Source organism: Occallatibacter sp. (assembly GCF_036502485.1).
Taxonomy (GTDB): domain Bacteria; phylum Acidobacteriota; class Terriglobia; order Terriglobales; family Acidobacteriaceae; genus Telmatobacter.
In genome coordinates, this window is record NZ_DASXYM010000027.1 from 37,608 (window position 1) to 58,843 (window position 21,236).

Annotated in this window: 23 protein-coding genes; 18 read left to right on the plus strand and 5 right to left on the minus strand. The window is 61.3% G+C overall.

Annotated features, from left to right (window positions below; genetic code table 11):
• The first annotated feature begins 54 nt into the window (after positions 1-54).
• From VGL22_RS04995 to VGL22_RS05045, 11 genes are all read left to right on the plus strand, one after another.
• The gene (locus tag VGL22_RS04995; protein WP_465265792.1) at positions 55-1,941 is read left to right on the plus strand and encodes a cytochrome c oxidase subunit I; all 1,887 of its coding nucleotides are present in this window, start codon (positions 55-57) and stop codon (positions 1,939-1,941) included.
• A complete protein-coding gene (locus tag VGL22_RS05000; protein ID WP_465265793.1) occupies positions 1,938-2,564 on the plus strand; it encodes a cytochrome c oxidase subunit 3 in 627 nt (208 codons plus the stop codon). Before VGL22_RS04995 ends, VGL22_RS05000 begins: the two co-directional genes overlap by 4 nt.
• Complete coding sequence (locus VGL22_RS05005; protein WP_465265794.1) at positions 2,551-2,976, plus strand: hypothetical protein; 426 nt, start codon at positions 2,551-2,553, stop codon at positions 2,974-2,976. Before VGL22_RS05000 ends, VGL22_RS05005 begins: the two co-directional genes overlap by 14 nt.
• Complete coding sequence (locus tag VGL22_RS05010; RefSeq protein ID WP_465265795.1) at positions 2,973-3,386, plus strand: c-type cytochrome; 414 nt, start codon at positions 2,973-2,975, stop codon at positions 3,384-3,386. Before VGL22_RS05005 ends, VGL22_RS05010 begins: the two co-directional genes overlap by 4 nt.
• The gene (locus VGL22_RS05015) at positions 3,374-5,215 is read left to right on the plus strand and encodes a PQQ-dependent dehydrogenase, methanol/ethanol family (RefSeq protein WP_465265796.1); all 1,842 of its coding nucleotides are present in this window, start codon (positions 3,374-3,376) and stop codon (positions 5,213-5,215) included. The genes VGL22_RS05010 and VGL22_RS05015 overlap by 13 nt, the downstream gene beginning before the upstream one ends.
• Positions 5,199-6,068, plus strand: coding sequence for a substrate-binding domain-containing protein (locus VGL22_RS05020; RefSeq protein ID WP_465265797.1), 870 nt, complete (start codon positions 5,199-5,201; stop codon positions 6,066-6,068). Before VGL22_RS05015 ends, VGL22_RS05020 begins: the two co-directional genes overlap by 17 nt.
• Positions 6,065-6,604 (plus strand): c-type cytochrome, encoded by a 540-nt coding sequence (locus tag VGL22_RS05025; protein WP_465265798.1) that lies wholly within the window; start codon positions 6,065-6,067, stop codon positions 6,602-6,604. The genes VGL22_RS05020 and VGL22_RS05025 overlap by 4 nt, the downstream gene beginning before the upstream one ends.
• Positions 6,604-7,650, plus strand: a complete 1,047-nt coding sequence (gene coxB, locus VGL22_RS05030) for a cytochrome c oxidase subunit II (protein ID WP_465265799.1) — start codon at positions 6,604-6,606, stop codon at positions 7,648-7,650. The genes VGL22_RS05025 and coxB overlap by 1 nt, the downstream gene beginning before the upstream one ends.
• 17 nt (positions 7,651-7,667) lie before the next feature.
• Positions 7,668-8,477, plus strand: coding sequence for a GlcG/HbpS family heme-binding protein (locus tag VGL22_RS05035; protein WP_465265800.1), 810 nt, complete (start codon positions 7,668-7,670; stop codon positions 8,475-8,477).
• Positions 8,478-8,558: 81 nt separating this feature from the next.
• On the plus strand, positions 8,559-8,867 hold the full coding sequence (locus VGL22_RS05040; RefSeq protein ID WP_465265801.1) for an RNA chaperone Hfq: 309 nt from the start codon (positions 8,559-8,561) through the stop codon (positions 8,865-8,867).
• Positions 8,864-9,763, plus strand: coding sequence for an inositol monophosphatase family protein (locus tag VGL22_RS05045; RefSeq protein ID WP_465265802.1), 900 nt, complete (start codon positions 8,864-8,866; stop codon positions 9,761-9,763). Before VGL22_RS05040 ends, VGL22_RS05045 begins: the two co-directional genes overlap by 4 nt.
• A gap of 28 nt (positions 9,764-9,791) precedes the next feature.
• Here the strand turns inward: VGL22_RS05045 and VGL22_RS05050 are convergent, their stop codons facing one another.
• Positions 9,792-10,577, minus strand: a complete 786-nt coding sequence (locus VGL22_RS05050; RefSeq protein ID WP_465265803.1) for a hypothetical protein — start codon at positions 10,575-10,577, stop codon at positions 9,792-9,794.
• Between the two features lie 145 nt (positions 10,578-10,722).
• Between VGL22_RS05050 and VGL22_RS05055 the strand changes: the two genes are divergently transcribed.
• On the plus strand, positions 10,723-11,733 hold the full coding sequence (locus tag VGL22_RS05055; RefSeq protein WP_465265804.1) for a hypothetical protein: 1,011 nt from the start codon (positions 10,723-10,725) through the stop codon (positions 11,731-11,733).
• A 125-nt stretch (positions 11,734-11,858) separates the two neighbouring features.
• On the plus strand, positions 11,859-12,920 hold the full coding sequence (locus VGL22_RS05060) for a threonine aldolase family protein (protein ID WP_465265805.1): 1,062 nt from the start codon (positions 11,859-11,861) through the stop codon (positions 12,918-12,920).
• 188 nt (positions 12,921-13,108) lie between these two features.
• Here VGL22_RS05060 and VGL22_RS05065 read toward each other — a convergent pair whose 3' ends face one another.
• On the minus strand, positions 13,109-13,582 hold the full coding sequence (locus VGL22_RS05065) for a VOC family protein (RefSeq protein ID WP_465265806.1): 474 nt from the start codon (positions 13,580-13,582) through the stop codon (positions 13,109-13,111).
• A gap of 444 nt (positions 13,583-14,026) precedes the next feature.
• On the opposite strand from VGL22_RS05065, the gene VGL22_RS05070 reads away from it, so the two are divergent.
• From VGL22_RS05070 to VGL22_RS05080, 3 genes are all read left to right on the plus strand, one after another.
• A complete protein-coding gene (locus tag VGL22_RS05070; RefSeq protein ID WP_465265807.1) occupies positions 14,027-14,479 on the plus strand; it encodes a hypothetical protein in 453 nt (150 codons plus the stop codon).
• Between the two features lie 211 nt (positions 14,480-14,690).
• A complete protein-coding gene (locus VGL22_RS05075; RefSeq protein WP_465265808.1) occupies positions 14,691-15,098 on the plus strand; it encodes a hypothetical protein in 408 nt (135 codons plus the stop codon).
• Positions 15,099-15,251: 153 nt separating this feature from the next.
• On the plus strand, positions 15,252-16,604 hold the full coding sequence (locus tag VGL22_RS05080; protein ID WP_465265809.1) for a tryptophanase: 1,353 nt from the start codon (positions 15,252-15,254) through the stop codon (positions 16,602-16,604).
• Between the two features lie 633 nt (positions 16,605-17,237).
• On the opposite strand, the gene VGL22_RS05085 is transcribed toward VGL22_RS05080, so the two are convergent.
• The 3 genes from VGL22_RS05085 to VGL22_RS05095 form a co-directional block, all read right to left on the minus strand.
• A complete protein-coding gene (locus tag VGL22_RS05085) occupies positions 17,238-17,996 on the minus strand; it encodes a molybdopterin-dependent oxidoreductase (RefSeq protein ID WP_465265810.1) in 759 nt (252 codons plus the stop codon).
• Positions 17,993-18,727 (minus strand): cytochrome b/b6 domain-containing protein, encoded by a 735-nt coding sequence (locus tag VGL22_RS05090; RefSeq protein WP_465265811.1) that lies wholly within the window; start codon positions 18,725-18,727, stop codon positions 17,993-17,995. Before VGL22_RS05090 ends, VGL22_RS05085 begins: the two co-directional genes overlap by 4 nt.
• Positions 18,728-18,803: 76 nt before the next feature.
• The gene (locus VGL22_RS05095; protein ID WP_465265812.1) at positions 18,804-19,094 is read right to left on the minus strand and encodes a 4a-hydroxytetrahydrobiopterin dehydratase; all 291 of its coding nucleotides are present in this window, start codon (positions 19,092-19,094) and stop codon (positions 18,804-18,806) included.
• Between the two features lie 206 nt (positions 19,095-19,300).
• On the opposite strand from VGL22_RS05095, the gene VGL22_RS05100 reads away from it, so the two are divergent.
• Positions 19,301-20,137 (plus strand): hypothetical protein, encoded by an 837-nt coding sequence (locus VGL22_RS05100; protein ID WP_465265813.1) that lies wholly within the window; start codon positions 19,301-19,303, stop codon positions 20,135-20,137.
• An 86-nt stretch (positions 20,138-20,223) separates the two neighbouring features.
• On the plus strand, positions 20,224-21,236 hold a 1,013-nt coding region (locus VGL22_RS05105), incomplete at its 3' end, for a VWA domain-containing protein (protein WP_465265814.1).

Sequence of the window (21,236 nt, forward strand, 5' to 3'; positions counted from 1 at the left end):
CGGGCTAGCGCCGTTCTAAGCCTGCCGTTCTGAGTAAGCGATAAGGGACGTCGAATGGCTTCGAGCACGACCACAATAAGTCGCCTCACGACATTATGGGAGTCGCCCAAAACCGTTTACGGGTGGTTTGCCACTGTCGATCACAAAACCCTCGGCATCCGCTACCTGGTAACGGCATTCTCGTTTCTCATCCTCGGCGGCCTTGAAGCGCTCCTGATGCGCATTCAGTTGTTTCACTCGGACATGTCAGTCCTGACGCCCGAGCAATACAACCAGATCTTCACCATGCATGGCATGACGATGATCTTCTGGTACGCGCAGCCCATTCTCTCCGGCTTTGCTGTCTTCCTTGTTCCCCTGATGATCGGCGCGCGCGATATGGCGTTCCCGCGGCTCAACGCGTTCACCTACTGGATGTTTCTGCTGTCAGGCCTCTTCCTCTATATCTCGCCCTTCCTCGGGCAGGCTCCGCATGCCGGCTGGTTTGCCTACGTGCCTTACACGCTGACCGAGTTTTCTCCCGGCATGGGGCTCGACTTCTACGCTGCCGCGCTGATCTTCCTCACTATTTCTACGACGGGCGGGGCCATCAATTTCATTGTCACCATTCTGCGTATGCGCGCGCCCGGCATGGCCATCAGCCGCATGCCCCTGTTCCTTTACAGCACCGGAACCATCTCGTTTGTGACGCTGTTCGCGCTGCCGGCGCTCACCGCTGACTGCATCTTCCTCGAACTCGATCGGCGCTGGGGCACGCACTTCTTCGGCATCGCCGATGGCGGCAGCACGTTTCTCTGGCAGCAGCTTTTCTGGTTCTTCGGCCATCCCTGGGTCTACATCATCTTCCTGCCCGCAACCGGCATGTTGTCGATGATTGTGCCGGTGTTTTCGCGGCGGCCCATCGTGGGCTATCCGTTTGTGGCCATCGCCACGTTTCTCACCGGCGTGGTGGGCTTCGGCGTGTGGCTGCACCATATGTTCACTACCGGCATGTCTGACATCGCCATGAGCATCTTCTCAGCCGGCAGCATGACGGTGAGCATCTTCACCACCATCCAGGTGTTTGCATGGCTGGCCACCATCTGGAAGGGCCGGCCCGTCGCGACCACGGCCATGTATTACGCCGTGGGTTCCATTGTGCTGCTCGTCATCGGCGGCCTCAGCGGAGTCTTCACCGGCGTGATTCCGGTGGACTGGCAGGCTCACAATACCTACTTCGTTGTCGGGCACATTCATTATGTGCTGATCGGATCGAACGTATTCCCGGTCTTTGCCGGCTTCTATTACTGGATTCCCAAGATGTCGGGCCGCATGATGAACGAGAAGATTGGAAAGCTCAGCTTCTGGGTCATGTTCATCGGCTTCAACCTGGGTTTCTTCCCCATGCAGAACGTGGGCCTGCTGGGCATGGTGCGCCGCATCTATACCTATCCCCAAGGCGTCGGATTCGACGGCATGAATGAGCTCATCACCTTCGGCGCGTTCCTGTTCGGTATCGGAGTTCTCATCAGTATTTGCAACTTCTTTTACAGCATGAAGAGTGGCGCGCGCGCCGGCGAAAACCCCTGGAACGCCGACACACTGGAGTGGTCGACCAGCTCCCCGCCCAAGGCCTACGGCTCAGAGCACATCCCCCTCGTCGCTACACGCCATCCGTTATGGGACGACTTTGACGAGGAAGAGGATCCCGAAAACGATCGCGTACTCGACTGGGGTCGGCTGACACCGACAAGCACCGTGCTCGATGCCATACCCGTAGGGGTCGCCACCATCCCCGAGGACTCCCTCGCGCCCTTGCTCATGAGCCTGGCTCTGTTTGGGTTCTTTCTCGCCATCATCTACCAGATGATGTGGTGGACGCTGTCAGCGCTCATCCTCACGCTGCTCATCGGCTGCTTCTGGATGTGGCCGCGCACCAAAGAGGAGGTGGTGATCGAATGAGCACCGTTCAGATTCCTCCTCCGCGCGTAAGCCTTGCCACGCTCCCCCTGGATCAGAAACGCGGCATGCATGGCATGTGGTGCGTGATCGCGACGGAGTCCATGCTGTTCGTCACCATGTTTGCGGCCTACTACTACCTGGGCTCGAACAAGGATCGCTGGGCAGACCTCGTGGCGCCAAAGTGGTGGCTGGCCCTGATTCTCATGGTCATCCTGCTGGCCAGCAGCGCTGTGCTCATGTGGGGTGAGCACCAGGTCAAGAAGGGTGGATTTACAGCCGCACGCATCGCCCTCTGGGTAACCGTCCTTATGGGGCTCGGGTTTCTGGCGCTGCAGGGTTTTGAGTACGCAGTGGAGTGGAAGGACACGACCCCCTACAGCGACTCGTACGGCTCGATTTTTTACGCCATTACCAGCCTGCATGCTCTGCACGTGATCGCGGGGCTGCTGCTGCTGATGTACGTGGGAGTGATGCCGCGCTACGGGCCCACGGCTCGCACCCCGCACAAACCCTACACCACCGTCGGCATGTATTGGCACTTCGTCGACGCGGTGTGGGTCTTTATTGTGCTGCTGCTCTACATCATTCCAAACCTGCAGAGGTATATGCATGTCCACCACTGAGCAGAACCTCAGCCTGCGCGAAGGCAAGCCCGTGCCGCCGCGGCGGCTCTGGTTCGGCACTGTCAGCGCGGCCATCGCGTGGGTGCTGCTGGGCTGCGCGGACCTTGTCATCACGTGGCGCGCGTGCATGGTGCAGGAGGACTACGGCATTCCCCCGTCGCATCCCGGCGCGCGTATTCTCTACTTCGCGCTTGCCGTGGCTCTGCTCGCTGTCACCGTGTGGGCCGGCTTTACCTCCTATCGCACGTGGCGGTACCTGTCGGCGCATCGGGCCCTGCTCGATGCCGAGGGGGTGGAGCGTCGCGAGTTCCTGGCCATCGGCGGCGTCATCGTCGCCATCACCATGGGAATGGGTATTCTCTGGCTTGCTTTGCCGCCGCTGTTCCTCGATCTCTGCTGGAGGGCGCGATGAACGCCCGCTTCGGTATCGCCGGGCTTGCCTGGATTGCCTTCTGTGTCGCCATGGCAGGATGTAACGACGGTAAGACCACGCGCGAGGTGAGCGTCGCCAACCTGGGTAACTCCGAGCACGGCCGCCAGCTCATTTCCAACTATGGCTGCGGCGCCTGTCACATGATCCCCGGCGTGCGCGGCGCGCGCGGCAAAGTCGGGCCGCCGCTGCTCAACCTCAGCCAGCGCACCATGATTGCGGGCGAACTGCCCAACACGCCGCCCAATCTAACCCGCTGGATCCAGCACCCGCGAGAGGTTGAACCAAAAACGGCCATGCCTGAACTGGGAGTTACCCAGGATGAGGCCAACGATATCGCAGCCTATCTCTACACCCTGAGGGGAAGGGAAGGAACATCATGGATCGACTGATTCCAATCCTCCGGCGCGCAACCATGGCAGTTGTTATCGTTGCGGCCGGTGCTGGAATAGCACAGAAAGAACAAGGCAGCGGCATGACGACGGACATTCCCGGCGCGTTGCCGAACTTCCATCCGGTGTCGCCTCTGGCCAATGGGCAATGGACCATGCCTGCCGGCGATTACGGCAATCTTCGCTACAGTCCTCTCGCGCAGATCAATACGGGTAATGTGCACAACCTGCACGTTGTGGCGAACATGACGGATGGCATTCCGCACGGCCACGAAGGCGGCCCGCTCGTCGTTGGCGCCACGCTTTACATGGTCACGCCTTATCCCAACAATCTTCTCGCCTATGACCTCAGCAAGCCGAACTTTCCGTTGAAGTGGAAGTACGAACCGCACCCCGAAGTGGCATCGCAGGGCGTTGCGTGTTGTGACGTGGTCAATCGCGGCGCGAGTTTTGCTGACGGAAAGATTATCTACGCGCTGCTTGACGCGCACGTAGTCGCCGTGGATGCCGAGAACGGGCATGAAGCATGGCGCACCCAGGTGGGCGATATTCATTACGGCGAAACGACCACGATGGCGCCGATCGTGGTGAAGGACAAAGTCTACGTGGGCAACAGCGGCGGCGAACTCGGCGTGCGCGGCAAGCTCACCGCGCTCGACGTGAAAACCGGCAAGATCGACTGGATCGCCTACAGCACGGGATCGGATGAAGACGTGCGCATCGGCTCCGACTTCAAGCCGTTCTATGCGCATGAGCAGCAGGGCAAAGATCAGGGCCTCAAAACTTGGACGCCCGGCCAGTGGAAGACCGGCGGCGGCACCATCTGGGGCTGGGTCTCATACGATCCGGAATCCAATCTCATTTACTACGGCACCGGCAACCCCGGCCCGTGGAACCCTGACATGCGCCCCGGCGACAACAAGTGGACCGTCACCCTCTTCGCGCGCGACGCCGACACCGGCATGGCCAGGTGGGCCTGGCAAATCAGCCCGCATGATGAGTGGGACTACGACGAGATCATGGAGAACATTCTTGTCGACATGCCCTGGAAGGGGCAGATGCGCAAGCTGCTCATTCATCCCGGCCGCAACGGCTTCATGTTCGTCGTCGATCGTCAAACCGGCGAAGTGCTGTCGGCCTCGCAGTTTGAGCCAGTGAACTGGGCCACCAGCTACGACCTCAAGACCGGGCAGCCCATCGAAGTGAAAGAGAAGGAGACGCACTTCGGCAAATACACCAAGGACATCTGTCCTTCGTCCACCGGCGCCAAGGACTTCATCCCGTCTTCGTTTTCGCCGCGCACCGGGCTGCTCTACATTCCCGCGCACAACACCTGCATGGATTACATGGGGACCGCTGTGAATTACATCGCGGGCACGCCTTATCTTGGCGCCAGCGTGCGCATGTATCCCGGGCCGGGCGGCTACCAGGGCGAACTTGTAGCCTGGGACGTTGCGCAGGGCAAGAAGGTGTGGGGCGTCAAGGAGCCTGACCTGCCGGTCTACAGCGGGGTGCTCTCCACCGGCGGCGACGTTGTTTTCTACGGCACCATGGACGGCTGGTTCCGCGCGCTGGATGCGCACAGCGGCAAGATTTTGTGGCAGTTCAAAACGCCGTCGGGCATCGTCGGCAATCCCATGACGTTCACCGGCCCTGACGGCAAGCAATACGTTGCCATCTATTCGGGCGTGGGCGGATGGATGGGCGCAACTGCGCTGCCCGAGGTCTCGACCGACGATCCCTATGCAGCGCTCGGGACGGTCGGGGCCATGAAGAAAATCAAAACCCTCAGCCCGCCAGGAGACCTGCTCTATGTCTTCGGTCTCTAGGTTCCTGGCGATTTTGATGATTGCAGGCGCCTGCGCCCAGCAGGCGCCTGCCCAGGCCGCTACGCCCGCCCTGCCGCATACCCTCCGTGTGTGCGCGGACCCCAACAACCTGCCCTACTCCAACGAACAGAAGCAGGGATTTGAAAACCAGATCGCCGATCTCATCGCCAAAGACTTCAATATGAACGTCGAATACCTCTGGTTCCGTCAGGGCGAGAAGTTTTTCAAGCGCACGCTCAACAGCTGCCTCTGCGACATTGTCATGGGTGTTCCCACCGGGTTTGATGAAGCGGCAACCACCAAGCCCTACTATCGCTCCACGTACGTCTTCATCACGCGGCGATCGGATCATCTTGACATCACCTCGCTCGACGATCCGCGCCTGCGCACTGTCCGCATCGGCGTTCATATTCTTGGCGATGCCAATGACAGCACGCCCCCCGTGCACGCGCTCATCCGCCGCGGCATCGTCAAAAACCTGGTGGGCTATAGCATCTTCGGCAATCTCAATGAGAAAAATCCTCCCGCCGATGTGATTCACGCGCTTGAGGACGGCAAGGTCGATGTGGCAATCGTCTGGGGTCCGCTGGGCGGCTACTTCAGCCGCAACGCGTCTGTGCCGCTGAGCATCACGCCTATTGAGGCGGACTCGAAGCACCCCGACATCCCCTTCCAGTTCGACATCGGCATTGGCGTGCGTGAGCGAGACGCGGGCTGGCGCGACCTGCTCGATCATGAACTCGATCGCAGGCAAGCCGACATCGATCGCATCCTCAAAAACTACGGCATTCCGCCAGCAGAGCGCCCGGTTCAGGCCGCCCGCGCGGGAGGTGAAGTGGGGAGGACTCAATGAAGGGCATCAGCGTACTCGTGCTTGCCGGATCGCTCCTGGTGTGTGCTGCCGGGTGCCGCCGATCCTCCAACTCGAATTCCGTTTCGGTTAACGGCCAGGCAATTACAGATAACCCTGTTGGCCCCATTCCAGGTGGCGTGCAAAACGTTCATTACCCTACCAGCCCTTACACCCATGATGCCGTTGCACTGCAGGACGGCCGCCGGCTCTTCAACTGGTACAACTGCTCCGGCTGCCACGGAGGCCACGCCGGCGGCGGCATGGGGCCCAGCCTGCGCGACCCCGTCTGGCTCTATGGCAATCGCGACGACCAGATCTTTGACACCATCGCGCACGGCCGCTCCCGCGGCATGCCCGCGTGGGGCACCAAGATTCCCGAGCAGCAGATATGGGAACTCGTGTCTTATATCAAGACGATGGGCACGCCTGAGGAGCCTGACCCGCCGGTTGAACCTGCACATGAGCAGGTGCCTGATCCGCAGCAGGAAGAGAAGCCCGGCAAGGCCCAGCAAACCAGCCACGCGGAGAGGCACTGATGCTGCGCCGTTGCCTCGGTGTCACCGCAAGCATCGCCGGCGCGATTGCGCTGACGGGCTGCCACACGCTGGAATCGTCGTTCGACGTGCACGGGCCCGCAGCCAATCAGATCTCCCACCTTGAGACGTTCATGACAGTGATGTTTATTGTCATTTCCGCCATCATGTGGCTTCTGTTTGCGTACGCGTTTTATCGCCGGCGCGGCGATTTGACCGAACACGCGCCTATTGATGCCGGCGGCGGCGAAATGTGGATTGCGGTCGGCGGCCTCGCCATTCCCCTCGTTGTGCTCAGCATCCTTTTTGTATGGGGCCTCGACCTGCTCCGCGCGTTTCCCATTCACGGCATGCATGGCGACTCGAATCACCACACGATGGCTCACAGCATGAAGCCTGACATTCTCATCGTCGGGCACCAGTGGTGGTGGGAGATTCACTACCTCGACGACGATCATTCCAAAGAAGTCACCACTGCCAACGAACTCCACCTGCCGGTCGGTCAGCCCGTGAACATCCGCCTGGAAACGCGCGATGTCATGCATTCGTTCTGGGTTCCGCAACTGCATGGCAAGGTCGACTTGATTCCCGGCCAGCCAAACTATGTGCGCCTTGAAGCCTCCGAGCCCGGCGAATACCAGGGCCAGTGCGCCGAGTACTGCGGTGCGGAGCACGCGCGCATGCGCATCCTGGCCATTGCCCAGCCGCCCGACGAGTACGAAGCGTGGCTCAATGCGCAGCGCCGGCCTGGAGCCGAGCCAGCCACAGACGCAGCCAAAGCCGGCCGGCAGATCTTTCTTGCCGGCCCGTGCTCCATGTGTCACACCGTGCGCGGTACGCCGGCAGGGGGATCGGTCGCGCCCGACCTCACCCACATTGGGAGCCGGCAGATGATCGCGGCCAATTACTACAAGAACAACGACGCCTGGCTTGAAGCGTGGATTACCCACGCGCAGTCACTCAAACCCGAGGCGGAGATGCCTGACCTCACGCACTTCACTGGCGAGCAACTGGCCGACCTCGTCGCGTATCTCCGCCAGCTTCAATAAACCTTCAGGAGAACCCCATGTACGCTGGATTCCGACTGCACACCCTTCACCTCGCATTCCTGCTCCATGCAGGCCTGCTTGCCGCGCCTCTCCTCGCCGCGCCTGTCCTTGCCCAGACCAAACCCGACTGCCCCGGCCTGCCCGATGCGCAGCGTCTGCGCTCCGTGGTGCAGAGCGTGGTGAGAGAAGGCGCCTCGAAAAACGGCGGCATGGGAAACCAGGAGTGGGCGGCTATCGTCAATCGGGACGGCCAGGTGTGCGCCATCGTGTTCAGCGGTAACACGCGCTCCGATCAGTGGCCCGGCAGCCGGGTTATCGCCGCGGAAAAAGCCAACACCGCGAACGCCCTCAGCGGCCGCGACTACGCGCTCTCCACAGCCAACGTGTATGCAGCCGCACAACCAGGCCAGAGCCTCTACAGCCTCGCAACTTCGGCCCCCCCCAACCCGCTCGCCGTTTTCGGCAACCCCACCACCTTCGGCACGCCCACTGATCCCATGATCGGCCTCGCCATTGGCGGCATCATTGTCTTCGCCGGGGGCCTTCCGCTCTACTCCAGCGACGGCAAGATCGTCGGCGCCCTGGGCCTTAGTGGCGACACCTCCTGCACCGATCACGTGATCGCCTGGAAGGTCCGCCATGAACTGCATCTCGATGCCGTGCCCATGGGTCCCAGCCCCGATCACAATGACAACCTGATCCTCGACTTCAACAACGGCGTGAGCCAGAGCGGCTTCGGCCATCCCTCCTGCAAAGGCGGAAATCAGTCCGACGGCATCATTCAGGATCTCTCTAAAAACTTCCCCACCGGCCCCAGGGGCAAATAAGCGACCGGCAATCGTTCTCCGCGGCGGAAGTCGAAACAACATGCGTCGATTTCTGCTCCGCGCGGCATCTAAAATGGCAATATGACTCCACCTCTGCCGAACCGCCGCCGTTCCAAGACACCTCCGCCTGGCGAAACCGGGCAGGAAGCGCTCTACCTGAAATCCCTCAGCGAGCGCAAAATCCCCGTCACGGTCAAACTGCGCGACGGCGAAACGGTGAAAGGGTGGATCGAGTACTTTGATGACGGCATGCTTCGCCTCACCCGCGAAGGCAAGCCGAATCTCTTCATCTACAAGCATCAGATCCGCACCATCACAGAGGCCAACAAACGCCGCAGCCCGCTCGAGGCGGCTACGGCTGCTCACTCGCCAGCTGGTCCGGCCCTGTGAACAATTCCGCAACCCAGCTCGAGTGGGTTCCCAAAGCCTCTGCAATCGCCCGAGAAGCCGGAGAACGCCTGCGCGAATTCCTCGCCCAGGGCGTCGCAACCGAGTACAAGGGTGATGTCGATCTGGTCACCGTCGCCGATCGTACCGTCGAGAAGCTCATCCGCACGCGTCTTGCCGAGTCTTTCCCGGATCACGGCATGTACGGTGAGGAAGGCACGCGCGAGCGCCTCGACCAGCAGTACCGCTGGTATGTCGATCCGCTCGACGGCACCACCAACTTCGCGCATGGCATTCCGCATTTCTGCGTGTCCATGGGGCTCGAGCATCGAACGCCCGGTCTCGCCGCCGATCAGGACGGCCAGCTCGTAGCGGGCGTGATCTACAACCCCATGCTCGATGAGCTTTTCACCGCGGAGCGTGGCCAGGGCGCAAGCCTCAACGGCCGCCCCATTCACGTCTCCCGTGTGCCCGACCTGGCCGAGTCGCTTGTCGCCACCGGCTTCCCCAGCCGCAAGCGACACGACAGTCCCAACATCCACTTCTACCAGGAGTTCACCCTGCGCTCGCATGGCGTGCGGCGCGCCGGCTCAGCCGCCCTCGACCTTGCCTACGTGGCCTGCGGACGTTTCGAAGCATTCTGGGAATTTCATCTGAACCCGTGGGATACCGCCGCCGGCGTGCTTCTGCTGCAGGAGTCCGGTGGCCGCGTTACGGATTTCAGCAGCGGGCCGTTTCAGCTCAACAGCAGGGAAGTGCTGGCCTCCAACGGCCTGATCCACGAAGAACTCACCCGGCTTTTCGAAGATCTGTTTGCCGGCCGCAATCTCACGCCCATCCCATCGCCGCGCGAGTTTGCTGCGCGCCGCGCCCTGAAGCAGCTTGCCTCTGAAGAGTGAAAGCTGAGGGCTGAAGGCCCAGGTCCGGTTACTGCGGCTGCTGCTGTGGTTGCTGCTGTTGTTGTTGCTGATACTGCTGCTGGAGCTGCTGCATCTGCTGCAGGCGCTGCTGCTGCATCAACTGCATCCGCTGCTCCGGCGTCATCTGCTCGCCGGGAGGCGGCACTTGCTGCGGCTGGGGCTGAATGGGCTGCGGCGGCTCTTCCGGTGGTGGCTCGGGCTGCTCGGGTGGCTCCTCGTCCTGCTGAACTTCCTGGGGATCCTGCTGCGCGGTTCCAGGGTGGTTTTGATTGCTGCCGCCGCCCGTCCGCCGCGCCGTGAGGATCACCTGCCGCGGCGTTCCCTGGCCTTGGTCGCCCAGCATGAGGAAGTTGTACTTCGACCCGCGCAGAAGCTGGGAAAGCACATCGCGCGCCGTCCCCGGACCATAATCGCCAAACACCCGCTCATCGCCGTTCGCGCCTTCAATCTTGGCGCCGGTCTGCGTCGAAACTGCATTCAGAATCTGGCTGAGGCTGGAGTTGGAGGCCTGAATCAACAAACCCTGGCTGTTCCAGGTAACCCTGGGCTGGCTGGGCGCTTCGTTCGCGGGCCATTTTGGTGCCTCGGCCTGCGGCGGAGCGGCTTCAGCCGGAGGAGTCGCAATCACGGGCTGCGCTGCTCGCGGCTTGTGGGTGCGGTGCGGCTTCGATGCTCCGCTTGCGGGGGCCGTCTGCGCCCACAGCGCCGATCCCATTGCAAGCGCTCCGGCGAATGCCGCAAGCGTGCGCAAGGCGCGGTTTCCCGCGCCGCCTGAAGCCTTCGTTCTCCTCATCCACTCAAGCATCAAACCGGCTCTCCCGCCCGGCCGGAAACGAGCGTCTATCCATGTACTAGACTAGCAGTGGCCCGTAAACGCTCACAACAGGCCTTGGTTTTGTTCAACATGGCCCCGGTTTTTCGGGGTGGAGAGTTTGTCCATGCGCCTCTCGAAGCAATGGGCCCCGGCCCTCATTTCATGCGGTTTGCTGTGCGGATTTCTCGCGCCTTCGGCCACTCAGGCGGCCACTTGCACGTCCCAGGCAGAGATGCAGGCTGCTGACCGCGACACCCTCGCCACAGCCGCCCAGCGCCTGAGTGTGGCGGTGATTCAGCAGGATCCCGGCACACTTCAGGCTGCTCTGCTGCCCGCCGTGGCCCAGCAATGGGATTCCATCCGAGGGGCCGTCGAGCAGGGCGCTCCCGCTGTCAAGGGAGGCCAGCCCCAGATCAATGCCATGTACCTGCTGGATGCCAGCGCCAACACCGCGGCCTCCGACACCCAGTTCTTCTGCTCCAATACCGAGGGCTCCATGACCGTCACTATCACGCTGGGCAATCTGCCGCCCGGCAAATACGCCGTCATTCAGTCGTACGTGATGGGCGCTGCCGCCGGCGGTTCCGCTCCGGGCATCGTCGCCCAGGTCACGTTCATCCTCGGCCTCGATGGCAACGCCTGGAAGTTGGGCGGCGTGTTCATCCGCCCCGCCATGCTCGGCGGCCACGATGGAGTTTGGTACTGGCAACGCGCCCGCGAACTGGCACGGGCCGACTCGCCCTGGGCCGCATACTTCGCCTACCAGGCGGCGCGCTACCTTCTGCTGCCTGTGGATTTCATCTCGTCGCCGAACCTTGAAAAACTCGACCAGGAGCAGGCGGCTATCAAGAACGCTCCCGCCTTTCCGTACTCCGTGAACGCGGGCGACCGCAGTTTCAAAATCGACAATGTGCACTTCGACGCCTCGCTGCGTGAGGCAGATCTGGGGATCAACTACGAAAGCACCGGGGTTACCGACCCCGCGGCCCAGCGCACCGAGGCCACCGCCGTCATGAGCGCGTTTCTCAAGGCGCAGCCCGTCCTGCGTCAAAGCTTTCATGGGCTCTGGGCGTATGCCCTCATCAACGGCAAAGCGACTCCCGTGATGGAATTGCCGATGAATCAGATCCGGTAGGAACAGTTCGCAGCCGCTGGCGCCTCCCGGTTGCCGGGCGGTAAATCACGACGCACCAGGAACTGCGAAAGTAAAACTGTGAACTACGGACCGCGAACTGGAAACTAGAACGGAAAGGACTTGCAGTGCCTGAACAACTTGACCTCATCGACCTCCGGTCCGACACCGTAACCCGCCCCACCCTCGAGATGCGCGCGGCCATGGCTGCGGCCGAAGTGGGCGACGACGTGTATCAGGAAGACCCCACGATCAATCTCCTCGAGAAGCGCGCCGCCGAGACCTTCGGCCGTGAAGACGCGCTCTTTGTGCCCACTGGGACGATGGGAAACCAGATTGCGCTACGCCTGCATACCCAGCCCGGCCAGGAGATCATCTGCGAAGCCAAAGCCCACATCCTCGATTGGGAGATGGCTTCCGCCGCCGCATTCTCCGGCTGCCTGATCCGCGCCGTGCCCACGCAGAACGGCATCCTTGCCTGGCGCGACATTGAGCCTGTGATCTACAAGTGGGGCGGCTTCCGCGCAGCTACAGGCGCCATTGAGATCGAGAACACGCACAACATGGCAGGCGGCCGCGTTACGCCCCTCGCGGTTATGGAAGAGGTGTGGGCCGGCGCCAAAGAGCACAATCTACCCGTGCACCTTGACGGCGCCCGCATCTTTAACGCTGCTGCCGCCCTCAACATCGACGTGAACACCCTCACGCGCGGCTTCAACACTGTCATGTTCTGCCTGTCGAAGGGTCTCTGCGCCCCGGTCGGCTCCATGCTCGTCGGCTCAGCGGACGATATGGCCAGGGCGCGCATCTTCCGCAAAGCTCTGGGCGGCGGCATGCGGCAGGCCGGAGTCCTCGCTGCTGCCGGCCTCATCGCGCTCACAGAGATGCCGAAGCGCCTGCAGGAAGACCACGCCAACGCGCGCCTGCTGGCTGAAGCGCTTCACAACATGGAAGGAGTCGAGGTCGATCCCGAGACGGTCGAGACCAACATCGTGATCTTCCGCCTCACCGCATCGTTCCCGCCCGCCGAACTCATCGCTCGCCTCAAGGTACGCGGCGTGCTCGTCAGCTCAGTTGGGCCGCAGCTGGTGCGCCTGGTGACCCACCGCGACGTAAGCCGCGGGGACTGCATTCGCGCCTGCGAGATTCTTACCGAAGAAATCGAAGCTGCGAACACTGCCAGGGTGTAACTCAGCAGCATCAGGAGCGAGCCTGCGGCCTCGCTCCGCCTCAGGCACCTGCTTCACCGGTACGACCGCGGGAATTCCCGGGAAGTGCTTGGAGACACGCCGGAGTTCGAGCATGGGAGTCCGGCCCGGTTAGACACCGGCGCGTCCAGAAATGTTCCCGGAATGCGAGACGGGCGCCGCGCCGGCGGTCAGGAAGCCGCCGCGCGCTCCAGTTCGGCAATGTCGAATTTGGTCATCTGCATCATGGCCTGCATGGCCTTCGAGCTCCGCAGCAGTTCGCCAATGCGCGTGGGCGTGATCTGCCACCGCAGACCGTATTTGTCCTTCAGCCAGCCGCAGGCGATGGGGCTCCCTCCGCCCTCAAGTAGTTTCGACCAGTAGTAGTCGATCTCTTCCTGATTGTCGCATTGCACCACAAAGGACACGGCTTCATTGAAGGTGTGCTGCGGGCCGCCGTTCAGACCCGTGAAGCGCAGCCCGCTCAGTTCGAACGAGATGGTGAGGATGCCGCCCTTCGGACCTGGCGCATCGCCCGTGTTGCGCAGTTCGCCGACCTTGCGCGAGTTGGGAAAGATGGAGACGTAAAAGTCCGCCGCCTCTTCGGCGGTGCCGTCGAACCAGAGAAACGGCGTGATCGCGGGCGCTTTCGTTGGTGTACTCATTTGCATACGGGGACCTCGGACGGGTTAGGCGGCGCGGACTTTCAGTTTGCCTTCAGTGAGCCGAGCCGATGGAGGATGTTGAAGAAGCGATCCTGTGTGAAACGGTGAAGGTGAGGCGTTTCGTATATGCGGGAAATCCGAGGCTGCGACGCCGGCTGGGCCCGGTCCAGTCATCTTCAATCGAAGAGGAACTGGGGCCTGCCGAAATCCGCAAGGATCTCCCGCTTCCATACACGAGTCCGATTCTACGTGGACTTCTTCTGGAAAGCATGCAGGATCCTGATTGCATCTTCCGGCTGAATTGCTCAGGCGCCTCGACAGGCAACTCCGCGAAAAGGCGGCGCAATTTCCAAAACTCCGGGACCAAATCCCGCGAGAGGCATGACCCTGTCCGCTCTGGCGACTGCCTTTGACCCTGCCCCACGTCAAATGCCATCCTTGACTATGAACCGAAACATCTTCCTTGGCCTTGCCCTGCTGCTTGGCTCACTCTCCGCCGCCGCGCAGGACAAAGGCTACTGGCGCGCCTCCAGCCAGACCGCCACTTCCATCACCGGGGACTTGATCATCGGTGAAAGCAAGATCACCATGAACTTCCTCTCCTGGCCTCTTGCTCCCATTCGCGCTCTCACGCCCGTGGAAATCAGCGCCGTGTTTGATGCCGACAGCAACGTGGCGCAGGCCGGCAATCTCTACCGCCTCAACATCGCCGCCGCCCAGAAGTTCATGCATAAAAACACGCTCTGCGGCACCGAGCAGACCCAGTGGATGGCCACCTGGATTGACGGCCGCAACCTCCACGTCGCTTTCTTCTCCGGTTCCAACATGCCGGTCTTCACCTTCGAGGCGGTGCGCAACTCCCCTGACCTCTGCGGCACCTTCCTGTATACGCGTTAATCAAAAATATCTCTCTGCGCATCCAGCCTTCGAGCGCCTGCCGCCACAGGGACAATCAAGGCGAGCATCACACGCGTGAACGCGATCACAGACGGACCAGCTCCATGTACGGCAAACTCTAGATTTAGTGAACGCAGACCGGCTCCCCAGGGTAAGCAAGCAACCCTGGTTTCAACCGCGCGTCTGCTCCGAATTATGGAAGGAGTTGTGCATGAAGTATTTGTGGTTAGCGGCTCTCGCCCTGGTTGGATCCGTGAGCGCCTACAGCGCGTCATGTCCGGTTGAAGTGACTACCGGAAGGATTTCAAAGTCCGAGTCAGGAACCGGATACAAGGTTTTTGTCGCCCTCAAAAATGTATCCGGCATGGCGGTCAAGTCGGTTGAGTTCGAAGCTGTTTACGTCGATAAAACCGGCAAACATCTTGAACCTGCAACCTATTTTTCCGATGAGGACATCAAGCCGGGAGGAACGGACAATCTGGAGTGGCCTGACGTCCAATTCGATCAGAAGATATGGGCTGCCAAGAGCACCGAGGGCACCGAGTTCCGTCTGACCAGGATTGATTTGGACAATAACGAGACAATCAAAGACTCCGCCGCGTGCGTATTCAAGTTCTAGTGGTTTACGGCCCAGCGTCGCCGACAGCGTAGGAAAAACTGCTTCTCGTTTCCGGCGGCGGCAACGGTCTGCTTCCAGGCGTGCCAAAGCTGGACCTCCAACCGCCGTCATCTCAGTCCGCATGCACCGCATACAATCCTCAATGGAACCATCATGCCCATCAAGACCATCATTGAGCCCTTCCGCATCAAGAGCGTCGAGCCCATCCGCTGGACCACCCGCGCCCAGCGCGAAGAGCTTTTGAAGGCTGCGCACTACAACCTCTTCCTGCTGCATGCGGACAATGTCCTCATTGATCTGTTGACCGACTCCGGTACCGGCGCCATGTCCACCAATCAGTGGGCGGCCATCATGCAGGGCGACGAATCCTATGCCGGCAGCCGCAGCTTCGACCGCTTCAAGAACTCCATACAGGACATCACCGCCTTCCGCCACGTCATTCCCACCCACCAGGGCCGCGCCGCCGAGCGCATCCTGTTCGGCGTGATGTGCAAGAAGGGCGACGTCGTTCCCAACAACACCCATTTCGACACCACGCGCGCCAACGTCGAATTCACCGGCGCTGAAGCCCTCGACCTGGTCATCACTGAAGGCAGGCAGCCGGCCTCCACGCATCCCTTCAAGGGCAACATGGATGTGGCCGCGCTCGAGAGCCTCATTGAGCGCGTCGGGCGCGAGCGCGTACCGCTCGTCATGCTCACCGTCACCAACAACTCCGGCGGCGGCCAGCCCGTCAGCATGCAAAACGTCCGCGAAGTCTCCGCCGTCTGCAAGCGTCACAATATCCCGCTCTATTTCGACGCCTGCCGTTTCGCAGAGAACGCCTGGTTCATCAAGCTGCGCGAGCCCGGCTACGAAGACCACACCCCCAGGCAGATCGCCCAGGAGATGTTCACCTACGGCGACGGCTGCACCATGTCCGCCAAAAAAGACGGGATGGCCAACATCGGCGGGTTCCTTTGCACCAACGATGACCTCCTCGCCCAGCAGGAGAAAGACCTGCTCATCCTGACGGAAGGCTATCCGACCTACGGCGGTCTCGCCGGCCGCGATCTGGAAGCCATCGCCGTCGGCATCCAGGAGGCGCTTGAAGAGGATTACCTCCGCTACCGCATCGCCTCCACCGCCTACCTCGGTCGCGCCATCTCCGCCGCCGGCGTGCCCATCGTGCAACCTCCCGGCGGCCACGCCATTTACATCGATGCGCGCGGCTTCCTCCCGCACATCCCCAGCGAGCAGTTTCCCGGCGTTGCCCTCGGCTGCGAGCTGTATCTCGAAGGCGGAGTCCGCAGCGTCGAAATCGGCACCCTCATGTTCGCTAAATCCGCGCAGATGGATTTAGTCCGCCTCGCCATCCCGCGCCGCGTCTACACCCAAAGCCACATCGACTACCTGGTCGAAGTCATCCTCGAAGTCTGGGCTAACCGGCAGAACATCCGCGGCCTGCGCCTTACGTACGAGGCGCCGTTTCTGCGCCACTTCACCGCCCGCCTCGAACCGATCTGACCCCTGATCCTGCTATAAACCGCTGCTTATAACCTTGTCATCCTGAGCGCAGCGAAGGACCTGCTTTTGTCGTTGCTTTTCTTCCTATCATTCCCGCCGCAGCCACTTTCCCCATAAGACTTGTCATCCCGAGCGCAGTCGAGGGATCTGCGGTTGCCTGTTTTGGCAGTTTCTACGAAGGCCGGCGACAGGCATTCAGAACCGGAGATGACTCACGCAACATCGGATCGATCTTCCAATCCTCCGCCCCCTCACCGCCCGCCTCGAACCAACAGAGTCCACTCCGTCCCAGCCTCTGCCCAAACACCCACCCGTGACCGCTATCACAGACCGGAAATTGGAATCTGTCACAATAACAAAGCCGTGGGGTGCCCTGAGAGCTGTTCTGCCCTCAGAGCCAAATCCAGAAAGTACTCTGCTGTGGTTTACTACAAAATTATTAGGTTGTTTCTTTTCTATCTCTGCGCATGCCAAGGGCCACTCGTTGAAATATATAGACTTAGATGGTCGACCGTATGTGATCCAGTTCACTTTTCAGGCTGAAAACAGGAGGCAAATCTCAGCCCCTGTTTCCGATGGACCACATCATCGGTATTACCGATTAGTAAATACCACCGGGCCTTCGTACCATCCTCAAATCCCCGCGTACCACGCATACCCCGCCTCCGGCGAAGCCGAACCCAGCCCCTTGCCAAATCCCTTCATCGAATCCGTGGCCGTCAGACTCACCACAAACTTCACGCTCTTGTATCCCAGCTGCCGCGGCACCCGCAGCCTTAACGGGCCGCCGAACTTCACCGGCAGATCGCCATCGTTCATCGCATAAGTCAGCAGCGTCTGCGCGTGCATCGCATCCGCCATGTCCACGCTCTCCCACCAGTCTTTCTCAATCGACCGGTACACGATATAGCGCGCCTGCGGCAGCACGCCCACCTCGTGCAGCACCTCGTGCAGAGGCGTCCCAATCCACTCCGCTATGTACGACCAGCCCTCCTCGCACGACACTTCCGTGATGTGGCTGCCCATCGGCATGCGCTTCAAATCCGAGACCGAGAAGGTCGTCGGCCGCGCTACCATGCCGTCAACCTGCAGTTTCCAATCCGCGAACCCACCCGCCGCCAGCTTCTTGAACCCCTCCGAGGGCGGCGCGATCTCATTCGCAAATGGAACCTTCGAGATCATGCTCCGCGGAAACTCCCTTGCCGTCGCGTTCGTGGTCAGTAGCCGCTGCGCTCCATACGTCAACGTCTCGCCCGCGCCGTAAGCCCCACGGCAATCCGGAGGAATCAATCCATAGCGCCGCACCAGCGGACCCGCCGCGGCCACGCCCGCAATACCCGCCGTCGCCACCAGCCCGCCGGTAATCAGCTTCCTGCGCGATATCGGAATCATCGACCATCCTCCCCATCGACGCTGCCGGTAATCATCGCCCGCATGCGCCCCCGGAACCCAGACACCGCCACCATCAGCACGTGCACCAAAAGGAACAGCACCAGCGCAATCGTTACCAGAAAATGCAGCGTTCGCGCCGACTGCCTCCCTCCCAGCCCATCCACGATCCAGGGAAACGCCGCGTTGAAACCCGGCGACAGCGCCAGCCCCGTCACAATCACCGCCGGAAACAGCACAAACACCACTCCCGCGTACGCTGCTTTCTGCAGCACGTTGTACGCGCCGGCCTCGTCTGCGGCCAGTGGAGCCATTCTCAGATATTGCGCAATCCGCCTGCCGTACGGCCGCCAGCTCCACTCGCCCCGCCCCGGCAGCAGGTGCCTCCTGAAATGCCCTGTCACCATCCCCGCAATGCCATACACAAGTCCGGTGAGCACCATGGCCCACGCTGCTTCGAAATGAAGCGCCCGGCTCCATCCGTTCTGGTCAGGCATCACGTACCCATACCCGGTCGGCACCGTATCCCGCGAGGCCGGAATCGGAATCACGAACGCCGGCTGCATGTTCACGTTGCCGGTCTCGCCCCAGTAGAACCGCGGATGCGAAATCACGATTTCGGCGCCCGTAACCAGCAGCGCCACAAAGCAGACAAACGTCAGCCAGTGCGTGATCCGCACCAGGCCCGTATGCCGCCGGGTTTTGATCTGAGGAAGGGAAGCCGTTGCTGACACGACGGGAGCATAGCACGATGCGAACCGGGTCGGGCCAAAATTGATGCGATTCGGCGAAGCTGGAAATCCTCGGTCCCTACATCCCGCCCACCTGATCGATCTCAGACGCCAGATCGAAGTCCTTGACCGTCAGACCGCCCGCGTCATGGGTGGTCAGTGCCAGGCGCACTTTGCTGTAGCGAATGTCGATGTCCGGGTGATGGCCTGCCTTTTCAGCAAGTTCGCCTACCTTATTGATGAATTTCAATGACCCGCTGAAATCCTTGAATTCGAACGTCCTCACAATCTCGCCGCCCCGCTCGCTCCAGCGGGGAATACCCGCAAGCCTCTGGGACACTTGGATTTGCGGCAATGGGGAAAGCTTCATCCTGAACCTCCTGCCCTTCTGCGGCCACGCCGCGACATCATTCTAGTGCAGTTCGATGCACCCGGTTACCAAGCTTCTTACAGTTGCCCCTGAAGCTCGGTTGCCGCTCCTATTGAACTCACCAGGCTCCTTCGCGGTCTCGAACACGCATCCAACTTGGTGGGGCGGTTCTGAAGGATTGCCGCCTGCAATCAGGAGATTGACCGATGCGCAGGACGTTTCCATGGCTTTTGACCGCCTGGTTCGTGAGCCTGTCGGCTGCGAACGCCCAGGCACAGAACCACCCGCAGGACGCCCGCGCCTTCGTCGAGAAGGCGGTTCAGAACGAGCTCGCCAAAGACCAGATCGACCACACCCGGTGGCTCTACTATGAGGACGATCGCAAGCCGGAAAACCCCGTCAAGCAATGGGTTGCCGACACCTCCAACGGCAGCCTCAAGCGCATTCTCCAGATCGATGGCCATCCGCTCAGCCAGTCCGAGCAGCTCGATCGCATCAATCGCTTCCTCGGCGACACCAGCGCCCAGGCCAAGGCACGCAAGAGCTCCGTGCACGATGACCAGCAAGCAACCGAGATGTTGCAAATGCTCCCCAAGGCGTTCATCTGGACCAAAAAAGGTGAAGACGGCGACAGCACCCTCCTGCACTTCACTCCCGACCCCAACTTCGATCCACCTGATCTGGAAGCCAGGGTCTTCGCCGCCATGGAAGGCGATATGGCCGTCGACACCAGGCAGCTTCGCATCGCCAGCCTCAAAGGCACCATGATCCGCGACGTCAAAATCCTGGGCGGTCTGCTGGGCGAGCTCAACGCCGGCGGCAGCTTTGACGTGGAGCGCCGCGAAACCGGCGACGGCATCTGGCAAATCACTGAAACCCATGTGCACATCAACGGTCACGCGCTGATCTTCAAAACCATCTCCGAGCAGGAAGACGACGTGAAGACCCACTTCAAGCAGCTTCCCCAGACCATCACCATGCAGCAGGCGAAAAACGAGCTGATGTCCGTACCGGAGGGCACCGTCGCGCGCTCTGAAAAATAGGCCCCTCGCTCAGACTCCGGGCTTCTGACCCGCCCCTCCGCTTCGTCCAACCAGCAATGGATATCATCGGAGTGGAGCCCTCAGGAATGATCCGTCGAGTTCGGGTTTTGCTTTGTGCCGTTGCCGCCATCGTTGCCGCGCCCTGCATCTTTCCGCAACAACCCGCCACACCGCAGAGCCAGCAGCAGGTCCCGCCCCCCGAACCGCCTCTCCCCATGCCCGGATCGCAAAGCGAGCCCACCCTGCGCATCACCACGCAGGAGGTCCTCGTCCCCACCCTGGTCCAGAAGCGCGACGGCTCCGTCGTCTACGGCCTCAAGGGCGACGACTTCATCCTCGAAGACAACGGCGTTCCGCAAAAGGTCCACGTGCAGGAGGAGATGGACACAGCCCCCGTCGCGCTCGTCATCGCCGTCGAGCAGGGAGGCGCCAGCGTCCTCGAATTCGACAAGTTCGCCAGGCTCGGCCCTTTGCTTGACTCCTTTCTGTCCGATCCCCACAGCGAGGCCGCGCTGGTCGGCTTCGATTCCATGCCGCACCTGCTCAACGACTACACAAAATCGTCAGAGGAGATCAGCGAGGGCCTCAAGCACCTTGAGCCGGGCGACGGCGGCGACGCTATCCTCGACACCGTCAGCTACGCCGTTGACCTGCTTGAAACCCAGCCCAAGGAGTACCGTCGCGTCCTTCTCCTCATCAGCCAGGCCCGCGACCACGGCAGCAAACACACCAAAATTGCAGGCCTGATCAAGAAAATCGGCGAGAGCGACGTCCTGGTGCTCACGGTTGAGTTCTCGCCGATGACCGCCGGAGTCATCCACGACTTGAAAGATTCGGGCGAGAATCGCGTGGTCCACGGCGAAGATCTGCTGTCCGATCTCTACCTGCTCATCCAGGCTTTCAAAAAGAACGTAACCAAAGAGATTGCCCAGATGAGCGGCGGCGAATACACCACCTTCATCACCGACAAGAAGTTCGAGCAGCGCGTGCTCGACGCCGCCAAGCACGCCCGCAACCGCTACCTGCTCACCTTCCGCCCCTCCAACGCCACTCCCGGCCTGCACGCAATCCGCGTCAAGCTGGCGCAGGATTACGGAGC

Excerpts from the sequence above, each read along its gene's own strand:
- VGL22_RS04995 (WP_465265792.1), top strand. The coding sequence starts at position 55 with ATGGCTTCGAGCACGACCACAATAAGTCGCCTCACGACATTATGGGAG.
- VGL22_RS05000 (WP_465265793.1), top strand. The coding sequence starts at position 1,938 with ATGAGCACCGTTCAGATTCCTCCTCCGCGCGTAAGCCTTGCCACGCTC.
- VGL22_RS05005 (WP_465265794.1), top strand. The coding sequence starts at position 2,551 with ATGTCCACCACTGAGCAGAACCTCAGCCTGCGCGAAGGCAAGCCCGTG.
- VGL22_RS05010 (WP_465265795.1), top strand. The coding sequence starts at position 2,973 with ATGAACGCCCGCTTCGGTATCGCCGGGCTTGCCTGGATTGCCTTCTGT.
- VGL22_RS05015 (WP_465265796.1), top strand. The coding sequence starts at position 3,374 with ATGGATCGACTGATTCCAATCCTCCGGCGCGCAACCATGGCAGTTGTT.
- VGL22_RS05020 (WP_465265797.1), top strand. The coding sequence starts at position 5,199 with ATGTCTTCGGTCTCTAGGTTCCTGGCGATTTTGATGATTGCAGGCGCC.
- VGL22_RS05025 (WP_465265798.1), top strand. The coding sequence starts at position 6,065 with ATGAAGGGCATCAGCGTACTCGTGCTTGCCGGATCGCTCCTGGTGTGT.
- coxB (WP_465265799.1), top strand. The coding sequence starts at position 6,604 with ATGCTGCGCCGTTGCCTCGGTGTCACCGCAAGCATCGCCGGCGCGATT.
- VGL22_RS05035 (WP_465265800.1), top strand. The coding sequence starts at position 7,668 with ATGTACGCTGGATTCCGACTGCACACCCTTCACCTCGCATTCCTGCTC.
- VGL22_RS05040 (WP_465265801.1), top strand. The coding sequence starts at position 8,559 with ATGACTCCACCTCTGCCGAACCGCCGCCGTTCCAAGACACCTCCGCCT.
- VGL22_RS05050 (WP_465265803.1), bottom strand. The coding sequence starts at position 10,577 with ATGAGGAGAACGAAGGCTTCAGGCGGCGCGGGAAACCGCGCCTTGCGC.
- VGL22_RS05055 (WP_465265804.1), top strand. The coding sequence starts at position 10,723 with ATGCGCCTCTCGAAGCAATGGGCCCCGGCCCTCATTTCATGCGGTTTG.
- VGL22_RS05065 (WP_465265806.1), bottom strand. The coding sequence starts at position 13,582 with ATGAGTACACCAACGAAAGCGCCCGCGATCACGCCGTTTCTCTGGTTC.
- VGL22_RS05070 (WP_465265807.1), top strand. The coding sequence starts at position 14,027 with ATGAACCGAAACATCTTCCTTGGCCTTGCCCTGCTGCTTGGCTCACTC.
- VGL22_RS05075 (WP_465265808.1), top strand. The coding sequence starts at position 14,691 with ATGAAGTATTTGTGGTTAGCGGCTCTCGCCCTGGTTGGATCCGTGAGC.
- VGL22_RS05080 (WP_465265809.1), top strand. The coding sequence starts at position 15,252 with ATGCCCATCAAGACCATCATTGAGCCCTTCCGCATCAAGAGCGTCGAG.
- VGL22_RS05085 (WP_465265810.1), bottom strand. The coding sequence starts at position 17,996 with ATGATTCCGATATCGCGCAGGAAGCTGATTACCGGCGGGCTGGTGGCG.
- VGL22_RS05095 (WP_465265812.1), bottom strand. The coding sequence starts at position 19,094 with ATGAAGCTTTCCCCATTGCCGCAAATCCAAGTGTCCCAGAGGCTTGCG.
- VGL22_RS05100 (WP_465265813.1), top strand. The coding sequence starts at position 19,301 with ATGCGCAGGACGTTTCCATGGCTTTTGACCGCCTGGTTCGTGAGCCTG.